This window comes from Paenibacillus sp. BK720, from assembly GCF_011761545.1.
Classification (GTDB): Bacteria; Bacillota; Bacilli; order Paenibacillales; family Paenibacillaceae; genus Pristimantibacillus.
This window is the reverse complement of record NZ_JAASRQ010000001.1, coordinates 513,235-530,431: the sequence shown is the minus strand read 5'-3', so window position 1 is coordinate 530,431 and position 17,197 is coordinate 513,235. Positions and strand designations below refer to the sequence as shown.

At 50.8% G+C, this 17,197-nt stretch carries 10 protein-coding genes; all 10 read right to left on the bottom strand.

What is annotated here, in order from left to right:
* Nucleotides 1–10 precede the first annotated feature (10 nt).
* Nucleotides 11–913 carry an ABC transporter permease gene (locus FHT67_RS02290; protein WP_132305242.1) on the bottom strand — a complete coding sequence of 301 codons (903 nt, stop codon included), beginning with the start codon at nt 911–913 and terminating at the stop codon, nt 11–13.
* A 93-nt stretch (nt 914–1,006) separates the two neighbouring features.
* Nucleotides 1,007–2,623, bottom strand: a complete 1,617-nt coding sequence (locus FHT67_RS02285; protein WP_167195272.1) for an extracellular solute-binding protein — start codon at nt 2,621–2,623, stop codon at nt 1,007–1,009.
* A gap of 370 nt (nt 2,624–2,993) precedes the next feature.
* Nucleotides 2,994–5,285, bottom strand: a complete 2,292-nt coding sequence (locus FHT67_RS02280) for a helix-turn-helix domain-containing protein (RefSeq protein ID WP_167195269.1) — start codon at nt 5,283–5,285, stop codon at nt 2,994–2,996.
* A 222-nt stretch (nt 5,286–5,507) separates the two neighbouring features.
* Entirely contained in the window at nt 5,508–7,946 is a 2,439-nt protein-coding gene (locus tag FHT67_RS02275) for a family 78 glycoside hydrolase catalytic domain (RefSeq protein WP_167195266.1), read from the bottom strand.
* Between the two features lie 19 nt (nt 7,947–7,965).
* Nucleotides 7,966–10,194, bottom strand: a complete 2,229-nt coding sequence (locus FHT67_RS02270) for an FAD-dependent oxidoreductase (RefSeq protein ID WP_167195263.1) — start codon at nt 10,192–10,194, stop codon at nt 7,966–7,968.
* Nucleotides 10,195–10,278: 84 nt separating this feature from the next.
* On the bottom strand, nt 10,279–11,850 hold the full coding sequence (locus FHT67_RS02265; protein ID WP_167195260.1) for an extracellular solute-binding protein: 1,572 nt from the start codon (nt 11,848–11,850) through the stop codon (nt 10,279–10,281).
* A gap of 65 nt (nt 11,851–11,915) precedes the next feature.
* Complete coding sequence (locus FHT67_RS02260) at nt 11,916–12,818, bottom strand: carbohydrate ABC transporter permease (protein WP_167195257.1); 903 nt, start codon at nt 12,816–12,818, stop codon at nt 11,916–11,918.
* 18 nt (nt 12,819–12,836) lie between these two features.
* The gene (locus tag FHT67_RS02255) at nt 12,837–13,763 is read right to left on the bottom strand and encodes an ABC transporter permease (RefSeq protein WP_132303503.1); all 927 of its coding nucleotides are present in this window, start codon (nt 13,761–13,763) and stop codon (nt 12,837–12,839) included.
* Nucleotides 13,764–13,869: 106 nt separating this feature from the next.
* Complete coding sequence (locus FHT67_RS02250; RefSeq protein WP_167195254.1) at nt 13,870–15,432, bottom strand: response regulator transcription factor; 1,563 nt, start codon at nt 15,430–15,432, stop codon at nt 13,870–13,872.
* On the bottom strand, nt 15,433–17,157 hold the full coding sequence (locus FHT67_RS02245; protein ID WP_243866870.1) for a sensor histidine kinase: 1,725 nt from the start codon (nt 17,155–17,157) through the stop codon (nt 15,433–15,435).
* Nucleotides 17,158–17,197: the final 40 nt, after the last annotated feature.

Here is a 17,197-nt window from a genome sequence, read left to right as displayed (position 1 = left end):
ATAGCATAGATTACAAAATACTTTGATCCGCCAATTTCTTGGAGGCATAGTTCGCGCCGAGTACAAAGACGAGTCCAACAAGAGCCTGGAATAAACCAACTACGGTAGCAATCGTATATTGCCCGGATTCAATGCCGATACGGTATACGAACGTGCTTAGCACATCCGCGTAATCCCGAACCGCGGTATTGCCGATAATGTAAGGACGTTCAAAACCGATTGCAATCATATGCCCCAGGTTGATAATGAGGAGAGTTACGATTGTAGGTTTCAGCGATGGGAGCGTAATGTTCCAGATCTTTCTGAGACGGCCCGCGCCATCCACGTCTGCTGCTTCGAACAATTCCCTGTTAATACCCGTAAGAGCAGCCAAGTAAATAATCGTACCCCATCCGGCACTCTGCCAGACGCCAACGGCCAAGTAGGTAATAAGCCAATCCTTCTTATCCGTCAGAAACGGAATGGCATCAAAACCAAGCGATGTAATGATGTTGTTAATCATGCCGGACTGCGTACCGAATACCTGCAATACGATACCGCCGATTATGACCCAGGAAATAAAATGCGGAATATACAAAATCGTTTGCGACAGCTTTTTGAACCAACCTATTTTCAGCTCATAGAGCATAATGGCCAGAAAGAGTGGAGCCGGGAACGATACAATGAGGTCCAAGAAGTTAAGCATCAACGTATTGCGCAGTACCTTGTAAAAGTCCGGCATCGCGAACACTTCCCTGAATCCGTCTAAGCCGATCCATTCGCTGCCGTTAATGCCCTGGAAGAAGTTGAAGTCTTTAAACGCGATCAGAATGCCGTACATCGGACCGTATTTGAAAATAATAAAGTAACTTACCGGTAGTATCAGTAGAGCATATAATTGCCAATATCTGCGTAAATACGAGAGTCCTTTCAATGCCATCCACCCCTGTCCGCTTACGATGTGCCGGGAGACGAGAGCCTTATGCTCGCTCGTCGTCCCCAGGCAAATATATTGTAGGATCTGCCTCTATTTCATTGCCTCGTAAGCTTTTGTGCGTTCATCCAAAATCGCTTGACCGCCGTTTGCCATGTAATCCTTCATTACGGACTCATAAGTGCTCTCGAATTGGTCCGGCTTCGCCATTGTTGTCTTTACAATGATTTCATTGAGCTTATCACGTAAAGCCGTGCCGTATTTCGCTTGCGCTTCAATCGGATGGTCGAACAGAACAGGCTTGATTGTGTCGGATCTGGAGATGCTGAGCGCTTTGCGTGTCTCATCCTGGTAAGCCTCAGGCATACCGTATACGTAAGCCTCTACGTTCTTGTCTGCATCGCCAAGCTGCTTTCCGTTCGAGATAATCGCCATATCGCCCCAGTTGTAGATGCGGTTCTTCACATCATCCGATGCATCCGTTTTTACAATGGGAACGCCGTTTTGAAGAGTATAATTCTCGCCTTCGACGCCATTCTGCATGTCGAACAAGTTATTCTCCGAAGCCATCCAATCGAGATATTTAACGGCTTCCACCGCATTCTTGCTGCTCTTAGGAATCATTAAATACATGCCGATTGGCGCATATTCCGGTTTCGGATGCTTGCCTTCCGAGTTGGTATAAACATCAATTGCCGACAGCTTTGCGTCAGGAATATTTTTCTGAAGCGTTGCGTACGTGCCGTCCGCATAGAAAGGATTCATGTCATCCTCGCTGTAGAAACCGATTAAACCTTTTGCGGCATCCTCTCCGAGCTTCTTCTTATCCTCATCAAGACTGAAATCGGCGCTCATAAGCCCTTCGTTGTAGAGCTTATTCATGAATTGCAGCGCATCCTTGAAGCCTGGCAGCAGCACCGGATAATCATTGGAACCAAGCTGCTGCGTTAAGGTGTATCTCTGTTCCTCCGTCACAGGCTGGATGAAGGACCAGATCAATGGCTCGAATTGGGCCGGTGCAAGCGCCATGCCAAGCGGAATGACTTTGCCTCCGGTTTGACCCGGGTCTTTTTCCTTAAACGCTTTCAAGGTATTGTAAAGCTCATCGGTTGTTGTTGGAACCGGAAGGTTCAGCTTATCGAGCCAATCCTGACGGATAAACGACGAGTATTTGCCAAGATGCGAGCGTTTCGCCGGCAGAGCAAACTGTTTCCCTTGATATTGTCCGTAAGCAAGGGTTTCTTCGCCAAGGAATTTTTTCAGGTTAGGACCGTATTGATCAAGCAGCTCGCCAAGATCCGTCAGACCGCCTTGCTGGGCGTACCTGTAGAATGTGCCCGAGTCGTAAGTAAATACGATATCCGGAACGTCGCTGCCGCTCGCCATCAGTACGTTCAGCTTCTGAACCTCTTCCGACCGCGGAATCGGTACGAATTGCACGTTAATGTTGTTCGGCGTACCGAATTTGTCCTGTACAAGCTTCGTCAAGTAGTTGTTCGTAATGGTAGAGCCTGCAGGAGAATTGCCCCGGTCGAATACTTCAACCTTAAGCGTGGAGGCTTTGCCGCCGGAAGCCGTTTCGCCTCCTTTTGATTCATTGGCTTTCTCGTTGCCGCCGCTATTGCTGCATGCGCTGAGCAGCATCGTGCCTACGAGCGTAGCCGTTAATAGAGTGCTGGCTGTCTTTCTTCCTTTTCTGCTTTGTTTCATTCGAATCCAACCCCTCTTTCATCCCTTTTCGATTTGCTTCCTGCACCCGGTGTAATGTATTGAACACGCTTACATGCATCGCTGCCGGCCCGTGTTTGGGAAGTGCCCTCAGTATGGCACGGACTTCAGGAAAGTGACAATAAACCAGTTTCGGCGATGCAAACCATTCCGCCAATGCCTTGCCCTATAAGGCTTTCGGCGGTTAGAATAAATCATTTTCCCGACATAAACCGTATAGCAAAAAGCCCGTAATAAAGCCGTTTCCCGCGATAAACTTTTGCGTTCCGGCTGACGGCACAGCCGTGATCATAAAAGAAGACAGCGGCTGTCCGAATAGATTGCTTATCCGGAACGCCGCTGTCTTAATCCATTAATCGTTAGCCTCATCATCCGCGATGGACTCGTCTCGATTGCCCTGTGCGCCAATAAGAGCCGCGGAAGGGCGCATCTTCAGCTTGCGGAATTCGCCCGGCGTTACGCCGGTCAGCCGTTTGAACACCCGTCCGAACGTTATAGAGTTAGCATAACCAACCTGAAGGGCAATATTTTGTACCGTCTCGTCCGTTTCGGCGAGCAGACGCTCCGCCTGCTGCATCCGAAGCTGCACGAGAAAATCGACGAATTTCATATCGTACTCCAGCTTGAACAAGTGGCTGGCGTATTTGCCGGATATTTCGAACTTGTCGCTTAAATGCTTGAGAGACAAATCCGGATCGGCAAAGTTCTCTTGGATATAAGCTCTAATCTCGGTGATCATTGTCTTATAGCCTTTGGTCTGGCTCATCGCAACATAGGTATCATAGACCTGCACCAAATAATCCGACAGCTGTTCCTTCATCTCGCCAAGCGTTGCCGCGCCTCTTAGACCTGCGAGCACCTCCGCAATCCGGGCCTCGTCCAGGCATTCGTTCAGCGTATCCGACAGCTCCTTCAGCTCGCGGCTCAGCATCTGCAGGAAAAGCTGGATTAGCGATAAAATATCCTCGTCTTTCATGACATCCGTCTCGAAATGCTTGAACAGCTGCTCAAACGTATCCCGCCAGCCTTCATTGGTCAGCCGGAATTCCTGCACGCAATTGGTGCATTGCTGCGTGTAATTAAACATGCCGCGCGGTTGATCCTGAGGGATATCCCCGCTGAACGTAACCGCATCCCGGCCGATGGCGAATTGATATTCCATGCCGTTCAGCGCTTTGCGATAGGAGCCTCCGATTCCGTTCCAGTCCTCAACGATGGAGCCAATGCCGAGGGAAAGATTAAATCGCAAATGCCCCTCTACCCATTCCCTTGCCACGATGGCGGTCCGGCGAAGCTGATTCAGCATCTCCGTTACGGCAGCTCCTTCAGCGGATGCGAATACGAACGTAATCCGGTCGGATGCCGACCATTCTCCCCAGCCTTGCAGGCCTTCGTTATTCGCCAGCTCCTGCATCACGTTGCCGAGCGCGAACTTTAATACATTCTGCTCATGAAGCGTATTATCCGCCTGGAATTCCTCGTACTTGTTCAGCTTGACGACCATCACCGCGAATCGTCCCTTATCCGGCAAAAGCTTCAGCCTGCGAAGCCGTTCCATCAACTGATCGCTGCGCTGTCCGCTTATTAACTCATTAAACAGCTGTCTGCGCTGAAGCACGACGCTTTCGCGCTGCTCCTTCTCGTGATCGCGCGATTGAACGATAAGATTCTCGAGCGCGCGGTCAATCATCGTCAGATCATCCAGCTTTACCGCCGTGCCGTCGCTCCCCCGCAGGTGCAGCGCTTGAATCCGGTTCATCATGAGTCTGATCGGCTTATAATTTCGCCGGGTAACCCAAATAATATAAACAATGGCAGCTCCAAACGTCAGAACGGCGATAATGACCCATACATACGAGACAACCGATACCCAGCTCATCAAATGACCGGCTTGAAGACCGCTCTCGAAGGTCCATCCAAGCGGCTGCGAGGTAATCGTAGTCAGCACGTTGCCGCCCGAGGCCGAGCCGTCATCCCCCGGGTACACGGGCTGCTTCGCCGCATCGGTAATTCGCATGAACGATACCTGATGGTTGGTCATGCTTCCGATCATCTGCCCGACATTGTAGAGATTGATGTTAATGACGAGAATGCCGTCCTTGCCGAAAGGAAGCGGCGTCTCCTTGTACATCGAAATGACTTTTACCGGCTTCAAGCCGTCGTATTCCTTAAATTCGCGGCTTGCCGACCAGCCCTTGTACTCGCGGGATTCCTCCGCCTTGCTCAGGAAGTCCCGGTCGCCAAACTCGGACAATTCGGTCTCGCCGCTCGACGTCAGTACAATATTATCCGACTTCCTGTATAAGTAAATCGATTCGACCAGATCGTTATCCTCGATCAGCGACCGCAAGCTGTGAACCACGTTATATTTGATCGTCGTGGATTCGGACGAGCCGTTCAAATAAGCCGCATAGCTCTTGTTCGACTCGACCTCTCCCAGCACATTAAATTCCACTTCGTGAATGGACCGTTCCACGCTGTCTACGACATATCCGGTCGTAATCCGGTCAGCCTTGGCCGTCTCGGACCGGGATATTTCATTTACTGCGATAAAAGACAAGAAAATGATCATGGATACGGTCAGCACCAGGATCGGAAAATAGGAAACGAGCAGTCGTATATACCAATTGTTCAGCTTGAGCATGTTTTTCCTCCTGCCACGCCCGACTCTGCAATGTAAGCGTTATCACAATCATCAGCCTAAATGAGTAAAGCGGTTTACTTGCCTACATTGTAGCATGGCTCACCCCGATTCGAAACCGTTTCGACAGTAAAAGTTGTAGCAATTTCTAGTTTTCATGCCGTTTGCGCAAAAAAAAGCCAGCCCGTTATTCGGGCTGACGGAAAATTATATTCGTCTTAGGTCTTAATGAAATATCCAATTATCGATTACGTGTTTGCCTTGACCGTAAACGACATCTCCGCATATAGCCTTGACTCCTTGCGGTACGGTTATTTCTAGGCAACCTGTATCCAATGCTGTCAAAAGCCGTTCCACCCGAACCGCCAAAGGCCCAAATGTTGTTGGAATAGAGCCTGCCGCCCACATTAAATCTTTCGGCAGCTTTGGCTGTATGATAACTACCCTCTTATTGGCTTCCGAAGGCTGAATGCCAAGGATGCTATGAAGAAACATATAGACCGGCATACTGCCCCATGCATGGCAGGCGGAACTAAAGGAAATGTCTTCCTTATGCTCGTTCCCGTAAAATAAATCCCACCATTCCCAAACCGAAGCAGCGCCGGCATCAATCATCCTGCCGTATCGCTCTCTCACCAGCTCAAGCATACGGTCTTCCCGCATAAGCTTCATGAGAGCCCTGTACACAACCGTCATAAAGAAAGGGCTTGCCTTAATCGATATCCCGTCCGCTTCCGGAGCGAACACTGACCTGTAGATCGTTTCACTGCGTTCATCTCCCGCCTCATGCAGAACAAGCAGGGCCAAGGCGTTGGCTGATTCGCTATAGAAGCGGCTGGCTTCACCGTTTACGAGGCACTCCGTGTATGCGCCGCTGTCCGGCAACCATAAATATTGCCGAATACTGTTAGCCAGGCTGCCTGCGGCTTTCCTGTAATAGGCCTCGGCTTCCCGATCGTCGACAAGTTTGGCGTATTTCGCGGCGTTTTGCATCGCTTCCAAATAGAGCAGATTCAGCGAGGTTACGATTCCCCCCCGCTCTACATCCGGCCACCGGCCAAGCGGCGCTTCGCCGGCGTCTATATAGGCCCAATAAGGGACGTTTTCCAGCAACCCCTCCCGGTTCTCGAAGCCCGAGAACCAGCGGAGCGCCTGAACGATATTGGGCCACCATTCAATGAGCAGCCCGTCATCCCCGTAAGCATCCATATACTCGTTAAAAGAACTAACCCAATGCAGGCAGAAGGAAGGGATCGGCGGATAATTGTGATGGCCGTCCGGATAACGCTGAGCCGTCATGCCCTGCCAGTCCTGCGATTGTCCGACCTGCTCCAGCAGCTTGCGGTGCAGCCTTCCGTCACCGGAATAATAGGTCTGATACAGCCCTTGCCAACGCCCGTCCCCCATCCATTGCTGCTGCTCTCGGCTTGGTGAATCGACGAAGGCATCCTGCATGCAAATCCGGATCGTATGCTCGGAGATGTCCCAGATTTTCTGGAGCCGCTCATCGCTGCACTGGAAGACGGCGGGTTGATCAATCGGATATTTGCGAGTTCGCATTCCAACGCGATGCAGCATAATCGAACGGGAATCGGCATGTCTTATTCTTAACTGGACAAAGCGGCATGCTTTCCAGCCGAACCGGACCTCGAGCCGCTGCCAGCCCTCTTTAAGAATAAACCTGTCAATGGAACGGTTATTATTGACGTTAAGAAGCGCCTTGCCCTTCCACAGCTCTTCGGCATAGACAATATCAACGATTGTACCGTCTGTTCCCGTTACATCCAGCTGAAGATAGCCTGGCTCAATCCTGCCAAAATCATAGGTCAGCACCTCAAACTCGCCATGTGAAGCCTGCTTCGACGAGATGTTGTACGGAGTTGAGGATAAGAGATTGATTTTCATATTTTTTGTTTCTTCGATGATATCCAGATGCAGTCTTCCCGAAGGTTCCGCAAGCTGGCGGACGCTACCCCGGCTTACCAGCCTGAGAGCATCCAACTCCTTCTCTTCCATGAGAGGAATCGGTCTCCTTCCGAAGTTCCAGAAAGGCGATAAACCGATTCCGCGCGTCTTGGCTTTCTGCCATCCCTCCTCGTCAAAGCCCGGCAGCTGCCAGCCTTCGGGTTCTTGCCTGGCATCATAAACTTCAATGGGTCCCTGACAGCCGTTTATCCGCGGAGAGCGGGAATCGTAAGCATCAGACAGACGGCAAACCCAGGAGGAATCGGTTCCGATGATTACATTTTCCTGCTCCGGGAGAGTAACCTTCAGCTCCGCGGCCAATGCAGGAATGCGGTCAATGGACTGCCCCGTCCCGTAACCGTAATACAAGACCATAACCGCTATCGTGTTCGTTCCGGCGTTAAGCAGCCCCGTAACGTCCAGCTCATCGACATACTGCCAGCGGGGATCGCTCCGGCAAGGTCCTCTTCCCGCGTATATTCCGTTCACGTATAAGATATACCGAGAATCGGCAAATATACTCAGCTTGCCTGTTACGGCTTCATCCTGATCTAATGCAAAGCTTTTGCGAAAATAGCAAAAGGATTGATAAGGATGCTCGTAATGATTCTCAACTTCCGCAGGATGCCAGATAATGCTTGTGCCCTGCCCCCATTCCCATACGGATGGATGCTTTCGAACAAATCGTGCAAGACCCACCTTATGCACCTGCTTTCATTTAATATTCATAAACGCGCAATTCAATAATTTCGGCATGCGGGCTGCCGTTTGTTGATTCCACCACAATTCGGATTTGGTTAGTAACAATCGTCTGGTCCAGCGTATGAACAACCTTCCTCACGCGGTTGCTTTGTCCGCGCGTGATTTCGATCCATTCTCCTCCGGCCAGCGCTTCAATGCGATAGTCTTTCACCAGCTCGGGCATGACTTGAAACGGGGTTTCATGATGATGCAGATTAATAAGGTCTTCATTAACATCATCATTAAAAGTCACGTGAATTTCACCCGCAACAATTTGTACCGGCCAGGTCAGCTGCAGCCATACCTCGCGGCCTTCCATGATCGGTTCGGACAGCCACATATGCGGTCCGCCATAAGGGCGGGTTACCCCGTCAATTGCTTTCTCAGGTGAGAAAGCCGTTGTCTCCGGTTCGACGCGAATGGCTGGCAGCTTACGAAAGACGCGCTGTTGAGCCCATACCTTAACGGCATCCGGCTTCTTTTCTTCCTTGCTGCGATTCTCAAGCATGATCATTCCGGTTTGAGGGCGAGCTGCCATCTGAACGGAAACAAGCGGGTTCTCCCGCAATATAACGAAACCGTTCTGTGGACGGTCCGGGTACCAAGTGAGCGGGAAGCGGATCCACTGCCCTTCTCCCGCTTCGATCTTAACGCTGGCCACGGCGATCTGTCTGCTTGGGATGTAACGCTCCTCGCGCCCCGTATTCCACAGCTCGGCGGTGAGCCCGGTCTTTTCCCCGCTGTTAACAAGGAACGAAATAGCGTCCATACCCGGTTCTAGCGGGACGATTAACGCAATGTCCTTATCCAGAAGGTAGGTATCCTTGCCTGCTTCCAAGGCAAGCTGCTTCCATTCGCTCGAAGCGGTTACGCGGGCCTTACGGGCCAGATCCTCATGATCCTCGTTGGAATAGCCGATAACCGAAGCGTCGCTTTTCAGCAGGGTTTGGCGCAGATCCTGCAGGTGCTCGCGGTATAACGTTCTAGGCGTTACGCCTTTTTGCACGCATAAAGCTGCGCCGGTACCGGCCGCCTCGCCTATCGCGGCGCATGTAGCCATCACCCTTGTTGTGCCGAATGCCACGTGTGATGCGCTTATATTGCGTCCGGCAAACAGCAGGTTGCTTACGTTGCGGGAATATAGCGATCGGAAAGGAATCGTATAAATACCATCCGGGTGCATATGCTTGGAGCCGCCTTCGAGGGAATACATCCCCTGCGGCGGGTGAAGGTCAATCGACCAGCCGCCGAACGCCACACCGTCTTCGAAACGGGTCTGAGCAATAATATCATTCTGGTTCAATATATAATCGCCGACAAACCGGCGGTATTCGCGTTTGCCAGGAAGCGCTCCGACCCATTCCAGCGTCATATGATCGGCGTCGAATTTGCCGGAGTTCTTGATATAATCCCAAATACCGTAAATAACCGACCACAGCTCGTCACGGATAGCCTCGTTTTCGGTTACCGTGTCAAGCTCGCCGCCGAATTCGATCCACCAATAGTCGCAGCCCGAATCGCCGCTTCGGATGACGCGCTTCATCGGAAGCGTTGTCTTCGTAATATCCTTTGCAAAGCTTGGAGCGATATATTTGACCGGCTTGCCCGCATCCTTCGTATAGAACAGAATGGTGCTGCCGAGCGTAATATCGTCCGCGATTTCCGGTGCCCATTCTTCATTAAACTCCGAACGCGCCTCCCGTCCAATCCGGAACTCGGCGCCTGCAAGGAACCCGAGCAGTCCGTCGCCCGTACAATCAAGGAAATATTCGCTTTCAAAGACAATCCGTCGCTCCGAGCCCATCATCCAGCCGGTTGCGGATCGAATAACCCGGTTCTCCTTGTCGCCATATGCTTCAACCTCATGAACATCGGTATTCAGAAACAGACGGATATTGGGTTCCGCCCGCACCTTCTCGAGCACGACCAAATCCCACAGATACGGATTGCCCTCTTTGTTCCGATACTGGTTCTCTACGAACAACTCGCCCATAATGCCGGTCTCCCTGGCGTAACGGTTTACCCCGTGACCGGTCGCGCCGCATACCCAAACCCTGACCTCGCTGCTAGAATTGCCGCCGAGAACAGGACGGTTCTGGACAAGCGATACCGTTTGTCCAAGACGGGCGGCAGCAATAGCCGCGCATACGCCGGCCAAACCTCCTCCAACTACCGTAATATCGGATTTCACTGTTTCTTCTCTCATTTCGCCAGTCCTCCATTCTCTCCTGCAAGAAACAGGATGCAAAGCGCCAGCGCTTTGCATCCTGTTTGATTGAACATCTTGTCCTTACTTAGCTTGGTTAGCCAGGAAAGCGTCAATTTGACTTTGCAGTTCAGCTTGAATTTTGTCGATGCCGGCTGCTTTCAGCTGTTTCTGCAGCGTGTCGAGACCTTTCGCCGTATCCGGAATCAGACCGTATTCCAAAGGCACGCCGTAGCGCATCATTACGTTGCCGACGTTTGTTACTTCGTTCAGTACTTTCGAGTTATCAAAAACGAACGTTTCAAGCGGGTAGTGGTACACTTGTGCCGACCATTTCTTCTGAACGTCCTGCGCCGCTTGCGGGAACGTGGTATCCACACGGTTCAGCGGGGAGTTCCAAGCCCAGTTCGAGAAGCTGTTGAAATCGCCGAATTTGTCCGTTTTGGTGTATTGGTTATCGCCAACCGGCTCGTAATGCGTACCGGAAATACCGTACATGATCAAATCGTGAAGCGTCTTGTCGTTTTGAAGCAAGTCGAGCACCATCAGAGCACGCTCCGGATTTTTGGAGGTTGCATGCACGGCAACACCGTTTTGCGTCGAAATCGCTTCCGATTTCTTGCTGTCCGGAGTCAAGTCCGCAAGCGCCGCTTTCCATTCCGGATGATCTTTGTTCACGGTTGCCAGGATTCCGCCAAGCGCCGTTACGTTATGAGACATCGAAGCTACTTTGCCCGCCTTGAAATCGCCTGTTGTATCGCCTTTGTTAGTCAAGGCGTTGCGCGACCAGCCGCCATTGTCGGCGAGCTCTTTGTAATAAGCAAGCAGATCTTTAAACTCAGGCGTATCATAGATATTGAATACTTGACCTTTTGGATCGTCTACTTTATAAGCGAGCGGTACATCGCCGAGCATGTTCCAGCCATTCTTCTGCAGCAAAAGCTGCTTGTCCAGGTTATGCGTTTTGGAATCGCTAGCTTCGAGACCGTATGGCGTGATGCCTTTCTCGTTCTTCGCTACCGCTTCCAGATATGCCTTGTAGGTCTCTGGGCTATTAATCGGCTGCAGGTTGTATTTCTCGAGCAGATCGCCGCGGTACAAAATAAGCTTGTCGGTAAATTCGGTGTTTTGGTTTTGCGGCACCATGTACACTTTGCCATTAATTTTGGCTTGGTCCCACTTCACTTTAGGCATGGCAGCCCAAGTCTGCGGCATGTATTTCTCGAGCAGATCGTCCGTCAGCTCGAGGAAGCCGCCCTTAAGCGCCTGCTGGTTGTACTGCGCCCAGTTCGAGGTATAAATAAGGTCGAAGTCTTCGCCTGCCGCGAACTTTAGCGGATACTTCTGCGACCAGTCGGACCAGTCGAGGAACTCCGTATCCAAGGTTGCGTTTACTTTTTCCTGAAGCTGCTTGTTGATTTCGCCAAATACTTGATCATAATCTGCCGGTTTTGGTCCAAGCATGATCATCTTCAGCTTAACCGCCTGGGATGTGTCGACCTTGTCGTCAGCAGCCGGGCTTGTTGACGCATTGCCGTTTTTGTTGCCTGCATTATTGCTTGCTGCTTCGTTGTTGCCGCTGTTGCCGCATGCGCTGAGAATCATCGATGCTGCCAGTACGCTAGACAGCGCCAGACCCCATTTTTTCTTCATCATGATGCCTTCCCCCTTAAATGTATGAATGCCAGGAAAACTTTATAATAAACCAGGTTGCCCTGTGTTTATCCTTTTACCGCGCCAATCGTTAAGCCTTGCACAAAGTATTTCTGAATAAACGGATAAGCGAACAGGATCGGGCCGCACGCGACCACCGTCATCGCCATCTTCAAATTTTCTCCCGGAATATTGGCGTCCACTACTCCACCGGCTCCAAGCATCGCTTTACGCATGCCTTCAAGGTTGCCGAGCATCTGATACAAGTAATATTGCAGCGGCATGAGCTTGTCGTCGGAAATAAACAGAAGCGCGCTATACCAATCGTTCCAGTGGCCAAGCGCCAGAAACAGTCCTACTGTTGCGAGTGCCGGCTTGGAAAGAGGGAGAATGAGACTAATGAAAATCCGGAAATCACCGGCGCCGTCGATTTTGGCCGATTCGGATATCGCATCCGGTATACCGGCAAGGAACGCCCGCATGACCATGATATAAAACACATTGATCAGCGATGGAATGATAAGGGCCGCCAAAGTATTTTTCATATCCAGATAGTTCACGATAAGCAGGTACCAAGGAACAAGCCCGCCGCTGAACAACGTCGTAAAGAAGAAATAGAATGCGAAATGATTGCGCCACTTGAAATCTTTGCGGCAAAGCACGTATGCCGTCATGGCTGTCAGGAATACTCCAACCGCCGTACCGATTGCGGTGACGGTTATCGTTACCCCGTAAGACTGCAGAATGTCATCAGGGTATTTAAAAATCATCCGATAGGCATCCGTTGAGAAAATCGTAGGAATTAAGGTATAACCGTGCATTCGGATCGCTTCTTCATCGGAGAACGAAGACGACAGAATAATGACGAATGGCACGATACAGATTAGCGCAAACACCGCCAACGTTACGTAACCAATGATGGCAAGCAGAAGCTTGTCCTTCTGTTGGCGTCTAGCAGCCGCTCCACTCATTTTGTTGTCCCTCCCCGTTTAGAATAATGCGCGATCTTTGTCGTATTTGCGTACGGCGTAGTTTACGGACAGGATGGTTACAAAACCAAGCACCGATTGGTAAACGCCTGCTGCCGAAGACATGCCGAAGTCGTTGGTATCCATCAGAAGGCGGAAGACAAACGTGTCAATGACGTCGGTTGCGGAGAACAGCATGCCGTTATTGCCTACCATGTTATAGAACATTCCGAAGTCCCCGCGGAAAATATTGCCTACAGCCAGGAGCATCAGGATGATGAAGGTAGGCGCAAGATTTGGAACCGTAACCTTCATAATGCGCTGAAACACGTTTGCTCCGTCCATTTCGGCTGCTTCATACATCTCGGTATCAATGGCCGTGATTGCGGCCAGGTACATCACCGTGCCGTACCCAAGGGTCTTCCAGGTGTGGAAGAACAACAGAATATACGGCCAATAGGATGGGGTATTATAGATATCGATCCGTTCCAAACCCAAAGATGTCAATACACTGTTGATTGTGCCCACGTCGTAGCTGAAGAAGTTGTAAGCGATCGAGCCTACGACAACCCAGGAGATGAAGTACGGCAGGAACAGAGCGGATTGCATAATTTTACGGAACCATTTGCCTCCGACTTCAAACAGCAGGATGGCTGCGGCGATCTGCAGCACATTGCTGAGCACCATAAAGCCGATGTTGTACAAAGCGGTATTTCTCGTTACGCGCCAGGCATCGCCGGATTGAAAGAAAAATTTAAAATTATCCAATCCGATCCAAGGACTTCCGAAGATGCCGCCTTTGTAATCGAACTGCTTGAAGGCGATCACGATTCCAGCCATCGGTACGTACGAGAATAGCAGGATCAGCAGAACGGCCGGTGATATCATCAATAGCAGCGTTCGGTATTTCACGATATCGCGCCAGAAGGTATGGCGTCTTTCAGTCATTTACGCTCTACTCCTTTCTTATGTCTGTGCCTTTATTATAAAAAAAGGACAAGATTCGACATAAGTAAGCCGAGCAACTAAAACTAAAACAAATCCACGTTCGTGTTTAGATTTTTTTCTTTTTCCGGTATTCGCCCGGCGTCATGCCAGTGGCCTGTTTGAACATGCGGTTAAAGTAAATGACGTTCTTATAGCCTACCCTCTCGGCAATTTCATAGACCTTCAGCCTTGGATCGTCCAGCATGACGCTTGCCTTCCTGATTCTTATGTCATTCAGGTAGTCGCTGAATGCGACCCCGGTCTCTTCCTTAAAGAGAAACCCCAGGTAATTGGGCGTAAAATGAAATTGGGCAGCTACCTCCTTCAGCGTGACCTTTTGGACCAAGTGCTCCTCCATATAGCCTATAATGTCGGCGATAAGCTTCCTGTCCTTCTTGCGCCGCTTGTTGAACAGGAGCTCCGACAGTTCGAAGAAACGCCTTCTCAGCCATGACACGATATCGTTCATCGTCTCGAATTCGAAAAGCATGTCCGGTTGTTGGGCTTCCCAGTTCAAGAGACCGTATAAATCCTCGTTCAGAAGCTGCAAATCACTATGCAGCTTGGACGTAATGCGAACGATCAGGTCATAGGCCTCGCTCTTGCGAAGAGGACCATAGCCGTGCCAAAATAACGCCACGAGGCAATCGTCGATTTTGACCAGATCATAGTCGAGAATCGCCTGCAGCATGTCATTCACATGCTTATCGGTGCCAGCCGCCGCCGGGGACCCTAACGAGCGCGACGAAGCATCCCGTATCACCCTGTCCTTGCCCATTATCCACTTGATGCTAAGCGCCGCCTCCGCTTGCCGGTAAGAGTCGTGCAGTTCCTCTGCCCGATATGCACGATCTCCAAGACCAATCGTGATCGTAAACGGAAATGCCGCTTTGAATTCGCGAATCATTTTCTCCAAGGCATGATCCGCGTCCGCTGCCAGAAGCACGAAGCGGTTGTCAAACCCGTGCATAAGCTCGCCTAACCCTTCTTTTTGGGCGAAGTCTTTCAGGAAGTCCTCTACTTTAAGCCACAGCTCGCGTTTCCCCTCAACGGACATCTCCTTGGCGTACCGCTCCAGATCGTCGGTCTCGACGAGGATGGCCGCAACTCCCGCGTCCAGATAGGGCGCAAGGAATTGCGCTACGCGTTCCTCGACGGGGCTGGGAGAGGCCTCGCGGAACCACCGCAGCAGCAATTCCCGCTGCACGTATGGCAGCGCCTCCTGCACGGTGGACCGGTTGCGGCGGTCCTCTTTTACCTTGGCGCATACCCCGGTCACCGTTGTTTCCAAATCCCGATCATCGACAGGCTTAAGCAAATAGTCATAGGCTTTCAACTGAATGGCTTCTTTGGCATAATTGAAATCTTCGTGCCCGCTTATGAAGACAATGCGAACGTCGGGATGAAGCTCCTTTGCTCTCCGTGCAAACTCGATGCCCGACATAATCGGCATGCGTATATCCGTCAGAATGATGTCGATTCTCTCTTGCTCCATAATGGAAAGCGCGGCGAACCCGCTCTTGGCGGTACCTACGACCCGCAGGTCTTTAAACCCGCCATTCTCCACCCTTACCTGCAGCCATTCCAAATCTATCGCTTCGTCATCCACAAGCAGCATCGTGATGTCCATTTATTTATTCTCCTTTTTCCCGGTGTAGCTCGGCTCGTCATTCATTTCGCTTGCTTCCGTCTGAATGGGAAGCTGCAGCCTCACGGTCGTACCTCCGCCATACACGCTCGCGATTTGCACGCCGTATTCGTGGCCGTAACGCAGCTTGATTCTTTCCTCCACATTCTTGTAGCCGTAAGCGTTAGAGGGCGTCGTGCTTCGCCGCACGCGATCAATCGTCTCTTGCCTCATGCCGATTCCGGTATCGATTATTTTCAGCTCAAGATTGTTTCCAACACGCCGCGCCGTTAGTCGAATGGCAATCGTCTCGCCAAACCAGGCATGCTTAAATATATTCTCAACGAATGGCTGATACAGAAGCTTGATGATTCTGACCTCGCTTACTTCCGGCTCCATGTCTACGTACACCTTAAACGAGTCTGCGTATTTGACCTTCTGGATATCGAGATAAGCTTGAACCTGCTCGAGCTCCTTGTGAAGCGGAATAAGCACCTGTCCGTTGTTCAGCGTAAGCCGGTAGAACCGGGAGAGCTTCTTCACCATTTCGGTAACTTCCTTTGTTTTGCCCAGATTGTTCAGACTGCTGATCGTCGACAGCGTATTGTATAGAAAATGGGGATTGATCTGCGCCTGAAGCGCCTCAAGCTCCGCCTGCTTCCTCCGGATGCCCTGCCTGTACACATCTTGAATCAGGTTCTCGATACTGGCAGCCATATTATTGAAGGAATGAGCGATAAGCACAAATTCGTCATTGCCGCTCATCATAAGCCTACGGTCGAGATTGCCGTCCTGGAAGGAACGTACGTGGGAAACGATCCTCTTCATTCTTCTTCCGGACAAAGTGGCAACGGCGAAGCCGATAGCTCCCATAACGACAAAGCTGATCGCGCAGATCAAGCCCAGCGTAAGCTGGAGACGCTTGGCATCCTTGTTCAAGTAATCGTGAGGGACCTGAATTTCGATGGCGAAAGGCGTCTCTTCAAGGTCTTCCCTCAGATTCAAGTAAGCTTCGTCCTTCTTCAAGGCCGAAGACGGGGTGCGCGAGTATATAACTTCATCATCATTGGCACGGTCGATGACGCGCAGGCTTAGCCCCTGCTCATCCGGATACTTCGTCAAGTTGCTAAGCAGACCGTCAAAGTTGACGGTTATCCGGATATAGCCGATAACGGTCTGATAATCGCCGAATGAAACAAGCTTCCTAATATGGGATACGTTGTTCAGCTGATGATCCGTGTCGGCCTGGATCCAGACGTTCGTATCCTTGCTTTTCGTCTTTAGCTCCTGAAACCAGGTGCGGTTCTTCAGTGCGGAATAGGATTGCACAAAATATTCGCTTTTGGTAATCGGAGTTTCGTCGGCATACTGCTTGCCCGTCTCTCCTATGTCCGGATTAACGGCGTATAGGGTCAACCGGATCGGACTGCCGTACAAATCCAGCGGAGCATTGAGCTGCGGCAAGATGTCATCAATCATCGTGTAATACATTTCCAGTCGGTCTCCATGCTTCTGCAAAGCCTGCTGGAAGGCTAGGTTGCCAAACAGAAGGTCCGAGATCCGCTGAATTTCGGTCATTCTGTAGTCGGCATTGTTTCTGGTTTGTTCGAGTGCCGCCCGAATACCCGTCTCGGCAACCTCGGTGCGCGATTTCACGAGCATGCCGTACGATACGAAGCCAATAACGATGTCGGTGACGAAAACCAGTACCAGATAGGGAATCATCATTTTATAAGTAAACGGTAAGTATCTTCGAATGGAAAAAAGA

Excerpts from the sequence above, each read along its gene's own strand:
- FHT67_RS02265 (WP_167195260.1), bottom strand. The coding sequence starts at position 11,850 with ATGATGAAGAAAAAATGGGGTCTGGCGCTGTCTAGCGTACTGGCAGCA.
- FHT67_RS02280 (WP_167195269.1), bottom strand. The coding sequence starts at position 5,285 with ATGCTCAAGCTGAACAATTGGTATATACGACTGCTCGTTTCCTATTTT.
- FHT67_RS02260 (WP_167195257.1), bottom strand. The coding sequence starts at position 12,818 with ATGAGTGGAGCGGCTGCTAGACGCCAACAGAAGGACAAGCTTCTGCTT.
- FHT67_RS02270 (WP_167195263.1), bottom strand. The coding sequence starts at position 10,194 with ATGAGAGAAGAAACAGTGAAATCCGATATTACGGTAGTTGGAGGAGGT.
- FHT67_RS02245 (WP_243866870.1), bottom strand. The coding sequence starts at position 17,157 with ATGATGATTCCCTATCTGGTACTGGTTTTCGTCACCGACATCGTTATT.
- FHT67_RS02255 (WP_132303503.1), bottom strand. The coding sequence starts at position 13,763 with ATGACTGAAAGACGCCATACCTTCTGGCGCGATATCGTGAAATACCGA.
- FHT67_RS02285 (WP_167195272.1), bottom strand. The coding sequence starts at position 2,623 with ATGAAACAAAGCAGAAAAGGAAGAAAGACAGCCAGCACTCTATTAACG.
- FHT67_RS02250 (WP_167195254.1), bottom strand. The coding sequence starts at position 15,432 with ATGGACATCACGATGCTGCTTGTGGATGACGAAGCGATAGATTTGGAA.